Raw genomic sequence first — 14189 nt, 5'->3', positions numbered from 1 at the left:
TACCCAGCTCGGCGATTCCCCACCCCCGCAACGCTCCGGCACGCTCCCCGGCATCCCCTCCGGCAGTCGGGCCGAACTCATCGAAACGGTGGTCGACCGCGCCATGTCCCAGATCGGCGTCGACTACGCCTGGGGCGGCGGCAATGAGAACGGCCCCACCCTCGGCATCCGCGACGGCGGCGTGGCCGACAGCTACGGCGACTACAACAAGGTCGGATTCGACTGCTCCGGCCTCATGATCTACGCCTTCGCCGGAGTGGGCGTCTCCCTCCCGCACTACAGCGGCTACCAATACAACATGGGCACCCGCGTGAACGTCTCCGACCGAGAACGCGGCGACATGCTGTTCTGGGGCCCCGGCGGCAGCCAACACGTAGCTCTCTACCTCGGCGGCGGAAAAATGGTCGAAGCCCCTCAATCCGGCGAAGTCGTCCGCGTGTCCCCGGTGCGCGAGGAGGGCATCATGCCCTACGCGGTCCGCATCGTCTGAACGCGGTTCGCGCGCCGCGTCGTGCGAAGTCGCCGCGTCCATCGAGGGTCACGGCTGGGGCAGCGGTCGCGAGTCCACCGGTCGTTTCAACGCCGTGAGCAGTTTCGCGCGGTCCGCGGGCGAACCGTTCCACTGCTCGTCGTCCTCGATCATGTCGACGAGGCCGCGGAACACCACGTCCAGCAGCCCGGGGAAGCGGGCCTGCAAATCCTCGTAGCGCAGGCGTATCAATCTGGTGCGGCCGACAACTGTCGTCCGGGTGATTCCCGCTTCCCGTAGCACGCGGTAGTGGTGCGACAGCGTGGATTTGTGCAGTTCGATGTTGTGGCTGAGTTCGCCGCAGTTCTCGCCCTCGTCACAGGCCAGACAGGCGACCAACTGGAGGCGGACCGGATCGGACAGCGCGTGCATGACCGCTGCCAGCTCGAGATCGGCGGTTGCCGGATGCGGCAGTTCTGCGGGCAACGGGCCTTCCTCCAGCTCTTGACAGTTTGATGATAATACAACAATCATTGTTGGATATTCTTCAAACAATTGGGAGGTTGGGATGTCCGAGGCGCTGCGCACACCTGTCACGGTCCTGGGCCTGGGGCTCATGGGTTCGGCGATCGCGAAGGCATTCCTGGCGGCGGGGTATCCGACAACGGTGTGGAATCGGACCGAGACGAAGGCCGGGGTCCTGGCCGACCTCGGTGCGGTACGCGGATCGTCGGTGGCCGATGCGGTCGCGGCCGCTCCGCTGGTCGTCGTGTCGTTGCTCAACGATGCGGCGGTCGCGGAGACGTTGCGCACCGCGGGCCCGGCGCTGCGCGGGCGGGTGCTGGTCAACCTGACGTCCTCGACCCCGGAGCAATCGCGCAGGCGAGCCGAGTGGGCCACGCACCACGGTGCCGACTACGTGGACGGTGCTGTCATGGCGGTACCGCAGGGCATCGGGACAGCGGAAGCGCTCGTGCTGTACTCGGGTTCCGAACGTGGCTATCGGACAGCCGAATCGGCGTTGCGGGTGCTCGCCGGGCAGGGAACCTACCTGGGCGCGGACTACGGTCGTGCCGCCGCGTTCGATGCCGCTCTGGTGTCGGTGTTCTGGCTCTCGTTCTTCGGCACGTCACTCGGCATCTCACTCGCCGAGGCCGAGGGGATCAAGGGCAGCGAGCTGGTGTCGTTCGTGCCCGCTGTGGTCGCGTTGCTGCCAGAGATGATGGCGGACACCGCCGAACAGGTCGAGGCCGGTCACTATCCCGGCCACGACACCACCATCGCATCGGCCTCGGACGCGTTCGCCTCTCTCCGCGATCTGATCGCGCGCCACGGAATCGACACCGGCATCGTCGACGCCGCGAACGCCGTCTTCCGGCGTGCGGTGAACGCAGGCCATGGGGCGGACGGACTCGCTCGGATCGTCCCGATGCTCTCCGGAAATCGCTAGCCGCACGCGGGTTCGCCATTCCTGTCGCACCCGACCCGCGCGACCGTCGTGACCGACATGCCGCTCGCGGTCAGACGGGCCGAATCATCGCTTCGGCGTCGCCCAGCCCGCCTCGCCCAGCTGCCGCGCCAATGAGTCCGCCTGTCGTACCCCTTGGCGGAAGGCTTCGGGCCAGCTCGCGAGCGGGTTGGCGGCGTAGGTTCGGAACACGTCGATCATGGCGGCGTCGGGACCGAACCGCACCACCGTGCCGGATGCGTGGGCGAGTTCGCTATGCGGCAGATCGCGCGAAACCATGTGTGCCAGTGGCTCGATGACCACGACAATATCGGCGTCCGCGGCGATGTCGGCGTTGGTCGCCGACCCCACCCCGCCATCGATGTAGTGGCGGCCGTCGACGACGACCGGCGGAAAGGCACCGGGAAGGGCATGGCTGGCGGATACCGCCGTCGCCAGTGGCACTCCACTTCCGCTGGTCCAGACCTGGCGCTCACCGCTCTCGGCCTCGACGACGACAACCCGCAGCCGGTCCGGCCAGGCGATTCCACCGACCAGCCGTTGCATTGGTTCGAGGTGCCTCGGCTGCGCCGGGTCCTCGGCCATCGCCAGCTGACCTACCTTGCGCCGCATCACATTCCGATCCAGGCTCGGGTCGAACAGCAGGGAGAACACCGACGCGAGCAGCTCGGGCTTCGGCGCGGGTCGAGCGTCCGCGCCGGGACCCTGATGGTCGGCGAACGATTCGAGATCGCGGCCGGTCGCCAGCGCCGCACCGACAATCGCGCCCGCGGAGGTACCGACTATCGAATCGGCCGAGCTGAGATCGATTCCTCGGCGGCGCAACTCGCCGGCCAATCCGGTCATCCACGCGGTCCCGGGGATTCCGCCGCCACCCAACACCACCGAGCGTCGAACAGTCCCCCCGGGCTTTCGATCACAACCACTGTCCATGCGAGCCATCGTAGGCGCACCGGTCGTCCGGCGCGGGTGAGCGCGAACCGTGTTGGGGGAGCGGCACTTCCGCTATCGCCGATTCGATGACAACTCGTCATCCGAATCGCGAGTTACTGGCCAATAACATGACTGGCCGTTGCTGCTCAGTGGAATTCGGACCGGGACAATATCTACTCCGGTGTGTCTTCTCGCGGAGGTCTGATCGCTGTCGTGTCGACGGGTTCGAAGTTGGGATTGGGGATGATTCCCGCGTCCGGGTCGTTGTTGTCGATCAGAACACCTTTGATCTTGTCTGCGGGAATGCCGCCCATGAAGACCACTTCGTCGTCGTCGAACATGGCGTAGTCCGGCCCGAAATGGTCGTTCATGTCGACAGCTCCACGAGCGCCTTCCACCACATAGATGTGGCCTCCCGTTTTCACGTAGCCCGGCGTGACATCATGGCGCTTGGAAGTCCACACGTAGTTTCGCTTCGGCGGGTAACCGAATGCGCCGGGCGTGATCACCGTGTCGTCCCCCCAGGGTTTGAAGCCCTCGTTGAAGATGACTTCTGGTGGACGTTTGTCAGCCCGGTACACGGTACGCAGGTAAGGCAATTTTCTGCTGAGCTCATCGGGAAAAGGAAGCGGCTCGCCCATCTGCCGAGCTTGGCGTTCCATATCGTCTTGCCATTCCCACATCGCTTTCGCGCGCGACATCCCGGTTATATCCTGCTGTCGTAGGTGATCGAGTTTCGCCCCCATCGCGACGCCCCAGGTACGAGCCGCGAGTCGTTCCCGATCCCGCGGTGACTCCGGGTTCATGTCCGGCACAACGTATCGCTGTACGTAATCGCGCAGGTCCCGATAGGTGAGCAGTCCCCGGTCGAGTGCGGCTCGAAGCGTCGCGCCTGCGATACGGGCGTCTCCCGAGATACCGCCGAAGCGCTCGACGAGCTCCTGGTCTTCGTGTGCGAAGCGTGTCGCGGCATCCTCGATCCCCTGACCGGTCGTCCGCAACTCGGCAGGTACCCCAACGCCCACTTTTCCTGCTGCCCCCATGAGGCGATCTCTGGCAGCCGACATGATGTGAACGAGCTTGGCATTCACCGTCCACACGTGGGCAACCTCCTCAACGGGCTTTGGCAACGAGGTACGGGAGACCTCGCACGTTCAGCAACGATAGAGGAACGAGGCCAGTACTGAGATATCCATCCCGTTGTGCGAAGAGGATTTTTATGTCCTCTGTGGCGGATCGATAGCGTCGGATCAATGGAATGGAGTTTTCTTTCGGCGGCGGAACTTTCGGCTGTCCTGCGTGCCGGCGCGGTGACTTCGGTGGAGCTTGCCGAGGAGGCGATCGCCCGCATCGAGCGCGAGGACGAGGGGATCAATGCGATCTGTGTGCCGGACTTCGATCGTGCGCGGGCCGATGCACTGCGTGCCGACGAGGCGCGCGCCCGTGGGGAGGACCGGCCGCTGCTCGGTATTCCGGTGACGGTCAAGGAGTCCTACGACATGGCCGGGCTGCCCACGACCTGGGGCATGCCCATGTATCGCGACCATGTGCCGACCGAGGACGCGGTGCAGGTGTCGCGGTTGAAGGCCGCGGGTGCGGTGCTGCTCGGCAAGACCAATGTGCCGTTGGTGCTGCGAGATATCCAGAGCTTCAACGAGATCTACGGCACCACCAACAATCCGTGGGACCACACCCGCACCTCCGGCGGGTCGTCCGGCGGGTCGGCGGCGGCCCTGGCGGCCGGATTCGGTGTGCTGTCCATCGGCTCCGATCTCGCCGGTTCGCTGCGCACCCCCGCGCACTTCTGCGGTGTCTACGCGCACAAGCCGACGCTCGGGTTGGCGCCCACCCGCGGCATGGTCGCGCCGCCCGCACCGGCACTGCCGATCGACCTCGATCTCGCCGTGGTCGGTCCGATGGCGCGCACCGCCCGCGATCTCACGCTGTTGCTCGATGTGATGGCCGGACCCGACCCGCTGACCCACGGCATCGCCTACGACATCGCACTGCCGCCCGCGCGCCACGAACGGCTGTCGGACTTCCGCGTCCTGATCATCGAGGAGCATCCGCTCATCCCGACCGGTTCGGCGGTGCGGGCGGCCGTCAACCGAGTCGCCGAGGCGCTCGCCGGTGAAGGCGCTCACGTCGAACGGCACAGTCCGCTGCTGCCCGATCCGGTCGAAGCCGCGACGACTTACATGCAGCTGATGCTGTCGAACGCCGCCGCGAACCTCCCGATCGACGCATACGACCAGCTACGGACCCACGCCGCCACCCTGTGCGCGGACGACCACAGCCTCGACGCGGCGCGGCTGCGCGGCATGGTGCTCAGCCACCGCGACTGGGTCGAGGCGAACCACCGCCGCGAACTCCACCGTCAGGGCTGGCGGCGGCTTTTCGCCGAATTCGATGCCGTGGTCTGCCCCATCACGCCCACGCCCGCCTTCCCGCACAACCACAAGGGAGGTCTGGAGGACCGGCACATCGACATCGACGGCGTCGAATACCCGTACTTCGATCAGTTGGTCTGGGCGGGCATGGCCACCATGCCCGGCCTGCCCGCCACCGCCATACCCGTCGGTCGGTCCGCCGAGGGATTGCCGATAGGTGTGCAGCTCATCGGTCCCATGTTCGAGGATCGCACCCCACTACGGCTGGCCGAGCTGTTGGAGCGGAAGATCGGTGGCTTCCGGGCACCGGAGTAGCACACCGTTCATACGCCTTGTTCCCATGAAGGAATGGAGGCTTGCACAAGGCGCCTTCTGTCGATCTTGCCGACCGCCGTTGTCGGCAGGCTCTCCACGGTCTCGACTCGGTCCAGCACCTTGAATTCGGCGAGGCCGCGTGCGCGAAGGAATCTGTTCAGGTCCGCAGCGGTGGGCGGATCGGTATCAGGATGTGTGGCGACGAATGCGCAGATGCGCTCGCCGAGGTACCGATCGGGGACACCGACGACTGCCACGTCACGGACAGCGGGGTGGGCGCGGACATGGCGTTCCATGTCGGCTGGGGCGATCTTCTCGCCCGCTCTGTTGATCATGTCCGTGGCGCGGCCTTCGACGACGATATCGCCATCTGCGGTGATGCGGGCAAGGTCTGCGGTGCGGTAGAAGCCGTTGCGGGTGAACGCCATTCGGTTCCGCTCGCCGCCGTTCCAATATGCCCTGATCGTCGACGGCCCCCTGGCCAGCAGGTGACCGATGGCGCCCGGCGGTACATCGCGGTCATGGTTGTCGACGATGCGTATTTCGTCGGCCGGTGACATCGGCTTGCCCTGTGTCGTCGTGATGACCTCGTCCGAATCGTCGAGTCGCGTATAGCAGACGAGTCCTTCGGACATCCCGTACGACTGCTGTAGTACGCAGCCGAACGCCGGGCCCAATCGCCGTGCGACGTCAGGTGAGAGTTTGGCACCGCCGACTTGCAGGATTCGCAGGCTGGCGACGTCTATCGCCATCGCGGCCGCGACCTCCAACCAGATCAGAGCCAGCGACGGCACGAGAGCGGTGATCGTCACCCGTTCGCGCTGGATGAGTCCGAATACGAGGTCCGGGTCCGGACGGTCGGTAAGGACGACTTTGCCCCCGGAGTGCAGTGTGCCGAGCACTCCCGGCGATGCGAGTGGAAAGTTGTGTGCCACCGGAAGCACGCACAGGTAGACGCTGTCGGAATCAAGGCCGCAGAGCTGTGCGCCGGCGCGCACGCTGTACAGGTAGTCGTCGTGGGTGCGTGGGATCAATTTCGGTGTGCCGGTGCTGCCGCCCGACAACAGCAGCAGCGCGGTATCGCACGGCGCCGGCCCCGGAGGGAGCTCTCGGACGGTCGTGTAGAGGTTGGACAGCGCCCGGTTCTCCCCGGGGTCGCCCACCACGATGACAAGAACCGGAGGGTCGGCGCGGGCCGACATCCGACCCTCGAAGCCGTCCGGGACGTTCGTCGTTATGTAGGCGACCGCCGCCGTCGCTTCGCAGAGGTTCTCGATCTCGGTTGCTCGATAGGCGGGTAGCGCGAGGACCGGTACAGCACCGAGACGGGTGAGGGCGAATATCGCATCGAAGAACTCCACGATATTCGGCAGTTGGACAACCACTCGGTCGCCGGGGCGGACTCCGCGTTCGAGCAACCCTGCGGCCAGGCGGTCGGCTCGGTGGTCGAGTTCGGCGTAACTGATGCGGGCGGTGCCGCTGACGACGGCTGTGCGATCTCCGTGCCGCTCGGCCAGCCGAGCGAGAAGCTCACCGAATGTTTCTCCTTGCCAGTAACCTTCGGCTCGGTAGGACTGTGCGAACTCGGTCGGCCACATCGGGACTCCTCGACTATTGAGCATGCGAACGACGACTGTTGCTGCTTTCTGAGCTCAGCGACGCAATCGTGCGTTCGGCGTCGTCGGCGATAAATTCGATGTAGTAGCGGAAACGTTCGCAGAGACCGTCGACAAACGATCGGCTGAAAACGTTCGGATGATAGGATAATTCGAAGGTGAGATGATCACCCGGGTAGCCGTATAGCACCAGCGCGTAGTGGGTCGATTCGATGATCCCATAGCCGTCGATGCGCAGGCCCGAATCTTGACGCACGTACACGTCGGGCCGCATGAGATTCTGGAAGACGACCAGCGTATCGAACAGTGGGACAAATCCTGCGGCACCCTGGATGCTGTCCGAGTCCAGGAACTCATACCGGATCATTTCGCAATGCTGATCCCGGATCTGTGCGAGCAAGCTTGCCGCCGTATCTGCGTCGGAGATCCGCATGCGGATCGGAACATCGTTTATCAGCAATCCGACCGCCCGGTCGATCGCGGGAACGGAAGCCGGGCGACCACAGGTCGTATATCCGAAGGCGATATCGTCGCTACCGACGATTTCCGCGATGGTCAGGCCCCAGGCGCATTGGACGGCCGTACTGAGCGTGGTTCCCAGGCTGCGCGCACGGATCTCGAGATCGGTACCGACGGATTCCGATAGCGCCAGCTCGATTGTGGCGGTCGAGCCGATGGATTCCGGAGGTGCTGCGCTTGCGAGAACTGTGGGTCGTTCGATTCCGGCCAGGACCTTCCGCCATGCATGGAGTGCGCTCCGGCGATCCTGTCGAGAGAGCCAGCGTAGGTAGTCGTCATACGGATCGGTGCCGGTATCGACAGCCGTCGTCGGCTGCTCGGGAGCGTCGTACAGCATTGCCAATTCCGCTGCGAGGATTCCGGTGGACCACCCGTCCCAGAGAATGTTGCTGTGCGTGACAACCAGGCGGAATCGAGCACGCCCACGTTTGATGAGCATGATCCGGAACAGTGGCGGCCGAGTCAGGTCGAAACGTGACGTCAGTTCGTCACGCAGCAAGGCAGCTTCATCGATTTCCTGTTCGCCGAGGTCGCAGTAGCGCCATGCCAGTGGCACCGCGGTGCCGACCTCGCGTACCCACCGGCCGTCCCCCGATGCGATGCGAAATCCGGAGTGGCAGTTCGGGTGCCGCTGGACAAGCTGTTTCGCGGCCGCCTGGAGTCGTGGTACGTCCAGGTCGCCCGAGATGTCGACGTAGAGCATCACGGCCTCCGTCTCCGCGCCGTACGTGCCCGCGACGTCGAGCATGTGCGGCTGCAGAGGCGACAGTGTCTGTGGCCGACCCGAGTCTGCCGCCGGCGGGGCCGTCCCGGCCATGGGTTCTGTGGAGGGCAACGAGGATCGGCGCGCCGCCAAGGCGGCGAGGCGTTCGGGGGTGCAGTCGGCTAGTAGGTCTTCCGTCCAGATCGGTAGGCCCGAAGCCCTGGCTCGTACCGTGAGCGCTATGGCTCGGACACTGTCTCCTCCGAGTTCGGTGAAGGTCATGAACGGACTGACACGCGGGATCTCGAGTATCTCGGAGAACAACTCGCACAGTGCGATTGCCGCCTCCCCGTGGACCGGATCCCGTCGGGAGTCGTCGCCATACTCCGTACTGTGAGCCATCGGCGGCACCTCTCTCACGGCGGCAGACATTGCCGCACACGGCATGGAGTCGACAGTCCCGGCGTCGGAACCGACCGGTTTCGACCAGCAGCGCGGGCGCGCGTCGACACCTTCTCACGGCGGTCATATGTCATATGGTGGAACACCGTGACTCCGATCGGATCCACGGCGCCCGTGTCGCCCTGTCTCGTCATCGATCTCGAACGGATACACCGAAACTACAGCGCACTCCGGTCCGCATTGCCGACGACACGGATTCGTTTCGCGGTCAAGGCTGCCCCGGTGTCCGAGGTGATAGGGCTACTCGCCGATGAGGGCGCGGAGTTCGATGTGGCCAGCGTGGGCGAGATCGAGCAGTGTCTGAGTCTGGGCGCCGACCCGGCCGTCATGTGCTACGGCAATCCAATGAAAAAGGCGACCCAGATCGCCACCGCTTACGCGGCAGGTGTGCGCCGGTTCGTCTTCGACACCGAGGACGAGCTGGATCGGATCGCCGACCACGCCCCGGGCGCCGAGGTCGAGTGTCGGTTCCTGGCCGCAGCGCCGCGGTCGCGGTTGTCGTTCGGTGCCAAATTCGGCTGCACGCCCGGGGAAGCGGTGCGGCTGCTGGTGCGGGCGCGCGATCTCGGGCTCCGGGTACTCGGACCGTGCTTTCACGTGGGCTCGCAGCAGCTGGATCCGGCCGCCTGGCGGATCGGGATCGAACAGGCCGGCGGTATCGCGGAAGCGCTGGCCACCAAGGATGTATCCGTCGAATCCGTGAATATCGGTGGCGGCATGCCGATTTCGTATGCCGACCCCGTGCCGGACCTGACCGAGCTGGGTTCGGTGATCACCGCCGCGGCGGCGCGGCACCTCCCGGAGCACGCCGATCTGGTGGTCGAACCCGGCCGTGCCCTGGTGAGCAGCGCCGGTGTGATTCACGCCGAGGTCGTGAACGTGCGCACAGCGCCGGACGGGCGGCGCTGGGTGTACCTGGATATCGGCCGCCACGGCGGACTGATCGACACCGAATACATTGCCTACCGAATCGAGACGAGCCGGGACGGTGATCCGGCGGAGCAGGTGGTCATCGCCGGGCCGACCTGTGCTGACGGCGATGTGCTCTATCAGCGCACCAGTGTTCTCCTGCCGTCCACGCTGCGAGCCGGTGATTCCGTGCGGATCCTCGATACCGGCGCCTATACGTCGAGCTTTTCGTCGGTGTTCTGCAACGGTTTTCCGCCCTTGGCGGTTTATGTTGTCGGGGTGAGGTGAGACAGCCCGTCGCCCCGGCCGACGCCACGGTCGGCCTTAGGAGTCGTATGGGAAGCCCACAAATGCCGACGCAGCTCGAGCGAACCGATCGGGCACTGCTCGACGATGCGCTGTCGTTCGTGCGTAGTGCTTCGGTCGATGCCGTTCTCGCTGTCGTGGCGCCCGGTCTGACCGGAACACAACGGGCCGAGGTCGCGGCACATACCGTCTTGGCGCACGTTGCCGCTCTGGTCTTCCCGGCATCGACCGAGGGATTGCTAGCCGAGCTGCGCGCCCTCGGCATGGTCGTCGGCGAGCCGTTGCCGAGCGTGGTCGTGCGCGGCCGACTCGCCCGCCGCTACGGTCTGGACGCCGACGCCCTGGAGGTCGCGATAGTCCACGTGCGCGATGCCGCACACGACGCCGACTCTCCGATGGTCGAGCTGTTCGTCCTGCCCCTGCCCACAGGTGGCGGACTGTCCCGGATCGCCACCCACGAGCGGTCGGAATGCAACGAGTCGCATATCGCACTGCAACTCGACACGACCGACGACGTGATCGTCGCACGGTTGGGTGCATTGTTGATCGAGCGCGGCGGACTGCTGCCCGACGGCGGCGGATACAACTCGTTCGAGGATTGCACGGCACTGTATTTCCGTACTCCGCACACCGATATCCCGAATCCCTATCGGCGGATCGAATTGCGTGTCAGCGGCAGGGCGTGCCGACGATGGCATCAGGACTCGGAGAACATTGTCAAGGTGCCGGTGAACGTTCCAGCGGTGACGCCCGGACATACGCCTTCGGAGAACGTCAGCGTCGTCTTGTCAACGAATTTGTAACCCGTGTAATTGCCGGAATCGATGGTGACCGCGAACTCTCCCTCGCCGGAATCGCCCGACATGGTCGCATTGACCTGTTCCTCCCGGACGGTGCTTGTCGTGCCGTCCGACCACGTCAACACGCCGGTGCCCTGGTGGTCGGTAGTCGGTCCCTCGCATTGCACCGTCTCGGTTCCGTTCAGTACCATCTGCACCGGGTACGGTTTGTCCGCATCGATTGCGGAGCCGGAGCAATCACTGTACGAAACAGTGGCGTTCCAGGCTGCGGGTGTCGCCGTGCCCAGGACTCCAGGCCCCAGCCACGTCACGCCCCCGGTCTCCTCGCAGGTCATTATCGGTGCGGCTGCATGGGCCGGAGCCGGATTCATCCCACCCTGCGCGAAAAGCGCACCTATTCCGATAACGACGAGGGCTACGGCACCATATTGACGGCGTACGGCCAATGTTTCGACCTCTCCTGCGGTTCGGACATCTGTCACAACGGCGCCAGAGCTGTGCCGACTGGCAAATGATACATGCGTCGCCAGCTGACATTCGGTATTTGTGCCGTACCGCCGGGGCCCCAAGGGCCGCCATGACAGCAACGAAACACAACCGGGAAAGCCGAGCTTGCCGTCGCTCGCGAGCGGGCTGCCGCCGATCCGTCAGGCGCTGGCCGGTCCGTCCAGCAGGCGGCGGATTTCCTGGTCCGGGTACGGGGTATTGCGGCTCTCTCGCTGGAACGCACGTATGAAGTCGGACATCGTCGCGGCGACAGGAGCGTGCCGAGTGAGGACTGCGGCCGCCTCCTCGGTGACGCCCTCCGGCGGTTTCCCCGCGGCGAGGGCGCGGACTATCGCGGCGCGTGCCTCCCCTCGGAGCCGGTACACGGCGGTGACCAGCCAGTTGACCAGGTAGGCGGAGGTGTAACCGCGGTCGTAGCTCTGGTTCCGGTGGAAGAACGCGACCTCCTGCGGCGAGAGGTCGAACCCGGAGGAGAGCGCGAGGCCGTAGTCGCCGAAGTAGAGGCGTCGACCGTCGGTCAGGATGTTTCCGAAGTGCGCGTCGAAGTGCAGCAGCCCGCGGCTGTTCATGAATCCGGTGCCGACGGCCAGCTCCCGCTCCACCATGGCGTAGACCCGACCGGCATCCTGCGCGTCCGCGTCGATCTGGGCGCTGAGCCACTGGTGCAGGTTGTGCGGGATGTACTCCAGGAACAACGCGATGCTCGCGGTGGAGTCCCGGAGGGCCTCGATCCGGTGGCGTACCTGCGGTCGCCCCTCCCAGTACGCGACGGCGCGATCGATGTCGCCGAGTTCCTCCGGCAGCGGCGTCGTATCAGGCAGCACCCGCCAGTGGTACATCAGCGGGAACCGCTCGTACTCGGCCGCGAGCACCCAGTTCGTCGTCATGGTGTGCACGGCGAGCTCACGCCAGGCCCCGAAACCCGGCCCGCCGATGAGGCCGACGCCGTACTGGCAGCAGAGCGGCATGTCGAACAGGTTGGCCGTGGACCGGACGTGCTCCGGCTGCCGTTCCAGGTCGGTGAGGGGAATCCGCTTCACGAAGACCTGAGTTCCGGCGATCTCCAATAGCGCCGACTTTCCGCCGATACCGGCACCGATCGGCGCGGCTGCGTCGAGAAGTTCGAGTAACCCGTGATCGCTATGCAGCGCCAGGGCCGTGGATGCGGCGCTGTGGGCGAGCAGGCGCGCCGGGCGCGACATATCAGGGGTGGGAGCAGCGTGCGGCGGATCGGACGTCACCGCATGGAACGTAGTCCAACCCAGCCCTGGTCCACCGTCCGCGCCGCCTCGTGATCTTGTAGGTTCGGTTGATGTCCGACAGCGTGTGGGATATCAAAGCACTGTTCGATTCCCTGCTGGCATGTCCCGACGGATGGGGAGTCAGCGAATTCGCACCTTGGTTCGAGCAGCGACCACGGCTGCGCGCCGCACTGCACGAATGTGGCGCTCCGGCCGCGCACCGCTCGCCGATTCCCCCGGAACGACGGTGGCAGCTGTACGGCGTGAGTCGACTCGTGGACGTCCTGCTCGTGCCGCATCAGCCGCACTACATGGAGAGCGCCTATCTGGGCGCGGCACCCGCCGCATGGTCGGAATTCACCGCGATGATCGGCGCAGTCCCCATCTCCGAGAACGAGTTCCATCCGTTCTTCCACGAGATCGTCGACGTTATCGTTGCCGACGACCCCCGAGAACCGGTCACGATCGCCGAGCAGCACTGGCCTGGAGCGTTCCTGGGCAATCTGCTACTGGTCCGGTCGGGAGTCACCGTCCGCGCCGGTTCGTCGATCCTCGACCCGCACGCGGCCGCACGATCCAGCATGTACTGGACATTCTGGCGCTGCTATCGAAAGGTGCAGGACCTGTCCAACGGCTGGGGTTCGAATTCGCAGTGGCGCACGAGCTTTCGCCGCGACTACTGCATCGACGGTGGATTGCACTACAACATCGATGCCCGGTGGGAGGACGATCCCGCGCCTGCCGACGACGATCTCACCCCCCGAGAACGGCTGGACCTGTTGCGCTTTCGGCACGGCGTCCTTCGAGACCTCGGAACCGAACGCTGGCCCTACGACGATCACCACGTCGAGCGCTGGCGACCGTGACGGCCATACGGGGAGAGTGCCCTGCGCGGGCTGACCGTGCGGAACGAACCGGTCGGTCCCGTGGTCGAACGCATCATGATCTACATTGCCGCCAACGGGTCGCTTCCGACCGGCCGGGCAGGGCGGACAGAACGCACTGATTCGATGGTCACGACGGTTTTGGGTGACACCCAGGATTCCCCGCCGCTTCGCCAGCGTCCACCCGTTCTTCTGCTCCGGGTCAGTGGCCAGACCCGATACATTCTCACGTGCCCTGGCGCGCGGGTCAGGCCGACAGAATCTGGTCGCGGCCCCGTGTCATCAACGAATCCAGTTCGGCCACCAGCCGATCCAATATCACCGGACAGGTCTACCAGCACTGATTCCAGTGCGTGCCGTTGCAGGATCAGCCCAGATCAGGGCGACGAGTACAAGCGTTTCTCCATGTAGCCGAAACCGGTCACGAGATCCTCATCCATTTAGAGGCATCCAGCAGATCCAGCAGCTCATCGTGGCCCGACGGGGTGCCGGGGCTGTCGAGCGACAAACTGAAGTAGGTTCTGGGACAGGGCAACCGGCGCGAGATCTGCGGGCTCGCGCCGGTTTCTGCTCACGACATCCATCGGGGACTGCGCTTGTTGGAAGGGGTGCGTGAATTGGTTTTCTCATTCTGCCGCAACCCTTTCCACGATAGAATTACGGCATG

At 65.2% G+C, this 14189-nt stretch carries 12 protein-coding genes; 6 read left to right on the top strand and 6 right to left on the bottom strand.

What is annotated here, in order from left to right:
• On the top strand, positions 1-490 hold a 490-nt coding region (locus tag QK444_RS19205), incomplete at its 5' end, for an NlpC/P60 family protein (RefSeq protein WP_282782209.1).
• Between the two features lie 48 nt (positions 491-538).
• On the opposite strand, the gene QK444_RS19200 is transcribed toward QK444_RS19205, so the two are convergent.
• The gene (locus QK444_RS19200) at positions 539-955 is read right to left on the bottom strand and encodes a helix-turn-helix transcriptional regulator (RefSeq protein WP_282782206.1); all 417 of its coding nucleotides are present in this window, start codon (positions 953-955) and stop codon (positions 539-541) included.
• A gap of 82 nt (positions 956-1037) precedes the next feature.
• On the opposite strand from QK444_RS19200, the gene QK444_RS19195 reads away from it, so the two are divergent.
• Positions 1038-1919: an NAD(P)-binding domain-containing protein gene (locus QK444_RS19195; RefSeq protein WP_282782204.1), complete on the top strand. Its 882-nt coding sequence runs from the start codon at positions 1038-1040 to the stop codon at positions 1917-1919.
• Between the two features lie 84 nt (positions 1920-2003).
• Here the strand turns inward: QK444_RS19195 and QK444_RS19190 are convergent, their stop codons facing one another.
• Both QK444_RS19190 and QK444_RS19185 read right to left on the bottom strand, forming a co-directional pair.
• A complete protein-coding gene (locus QK444_RS19190; protein ID WP_282782202.1) occupies positions 2004-2870 on the bottom strand; it encodes a patatin-like phospholipase family protein in 867 nt (288 codons plus the stop codon).
• Positions 2871-3043: 173 nt separating this feature from the next.
• Complete coding sequence (locus QK444_RS19185) at positions 3044-3970, bottom strand: hypothetical protein (protein WP_282782200.1); 927 nt, start codon at positions 3968-3970, stop codon at positions 3044-3046.
• Between the two features lie 153 nt (positions 3971-4123).
• Between QK444_RS19185 and QK444_RS19180 the strand changes: the two genes are divergently transcribed.
• Complete coding sequence (locus QK444_RS19180; RefSeq protein WP_282782198.1) at positions 4124-5575, top strand: amidase; 1452 nt, start codon at positions 4124-4126, stop codon at positions 5573-5575.
• Positions 5576-5583: 8 nt separating this feature from the next.
• Here the strand turns inward: QK444_RS19180 and QK444_RS19175 are convergent, their stop codons facing one another.
• Both QK444_RS19175 and QK444_RS19170 read right to left on the bottom strand, forming a co-directional pair.
• Positions 5584-7173 carry an AMP-binding protein gene (locus QK444_RS19175; RefSeq protein WP_282782196.1) on the bottom strand — a complete coding sequence of 530 codons (1590 nt, stop codon included), beginning with the start codon at positions 7171-7173 and terminating at the stop codon, positions 5584-5586.
• A 13-nt stretch (positions 7174-7186) separates the two neighbouring features.
• Positions 7187-8527, bottom strand: coding sequence for a condensation domain-containing protein (locus QK444_RS19170; protein ID WP_282782211.1), 1341 nt, complete (start codon positions 8525-8527; stop codon positions 7187-7189).
• Positions 8528-8962: 435 nt separating this feature from the next.
• Here QK444_RS19170 and QK444_RS19165 point away from each other — a divergent pair, with 435 nt between their 5' ends.
• On the top strand, positions 8963-10072 hold the full coding sequence (locus tag QK444_RS19165) for a type III PLP-dependent enzyme (protein WP_282782195.1): 1110 nt from the start codon (positions 8963-8965) through the stop codon (positions 10070-10072).
• Positions 10069-10893: a hypothetical protein gene (locus QK444_RS19160; RefSeq protein WP_282782194.1), complete on the top strand. Its 825-nt coding sequence runs from the start codon at positions 10069-10071 to the stop codon at positions 10891-10893. Before QK444_RS19165 ends, QK444_RS19160 begins: the two co-directional genes overlap by 4 nt.
• Positions 10894-11537: 644 nt before the next feature.
• On the opposite strand, the gene QK444_RS19155 is transcribed toward QK444_RS19160, so the two are convergent.
• Entirely contained in the window at positions 11538-12638 is a 1101-nt protein-coding gene (locus tag QK444_RS19155) for a protein kinase family protein (protein ID WP_282782192.1), read from the bottom strand.
• 71 nt (positions 12639-12709) lie between these two features.
• Here QK444_RS19155 and QK444_RS19150 point away from each other — a divergent pair, with 71 nt between their 5' ends.
• On the top strand, positions 12710-13504 hold the full coding sequence (locus QK444_RS19150) for a hypothetical protein (RefSeq protein ID WP_282782190.1): 795 nt from the start codon (positions 12710-12712) through the stop codon (positions 13502-13504).
• Positions 13505-14189: the final 685 nt, after the last annotated feature.

It is taken from the genome of Nocardia sp. CC201C, from assembly GCF_030010695.1.
GTDB lineage: Bacteria > Actinomycetota > Actinomycetes > Mycobacteriales > Mycobacteriaceae > Nocardia > Nocardia otitidiscaviarum.
The sequence above is the reverse complement of the archived record's forward strand: the minus strand, read 5'-3'. Positions and strand labels throughout refer to the sequence as shown.

Excerpts from the sequence above, each read along its gene's own strand:
- QK444_RS19180 (WP_282782198.1), top strand. The coding sequence starts at position 4,124 with ATGGAATGGAGTTTTCTTTCGGCGGCGGAACTTTCGGCTGTCCTGCGT.
- QK444_RS19150 (WP_282782190.1), top strand. The coding sequence starts at position 12,710 with ATGTCCGACAGCGTGTGGGATATCAAAGCACTGTTCGATTCCCTGCTG.
- QK444_RS19195 (WP_282782204.1), top strand. The coding sequence starts at position 1,038 with ATGTCCGAGGCGCTGCGCACACCTGTCACGGTCCTGGGCCTGGGGCTC.
- QK444_RS19170 (WP_282782211.1), bottom strand. The coding sequence starts at position 8,527 with ATGGCCGGGACGGCCCCGCCGGCGGCAGACTCGGGTCGGCCACAGACA.
- QK444_RS19190 (WP_282782202.1), bottom strand. The coding sequence starts at position 2,870 with ATGGACAGTGGTTGTGATCGAAAGCCCGGGGGGACTGTTCGACGCTCG.
- QK444_RS19175 (WP_282782196.1), bottom strand. The coding sequence starts at position 7,173 with ATGTGGCCGACCGAGTTCGCACAGTCCTACCGAGCCGAAGGTTACTGG.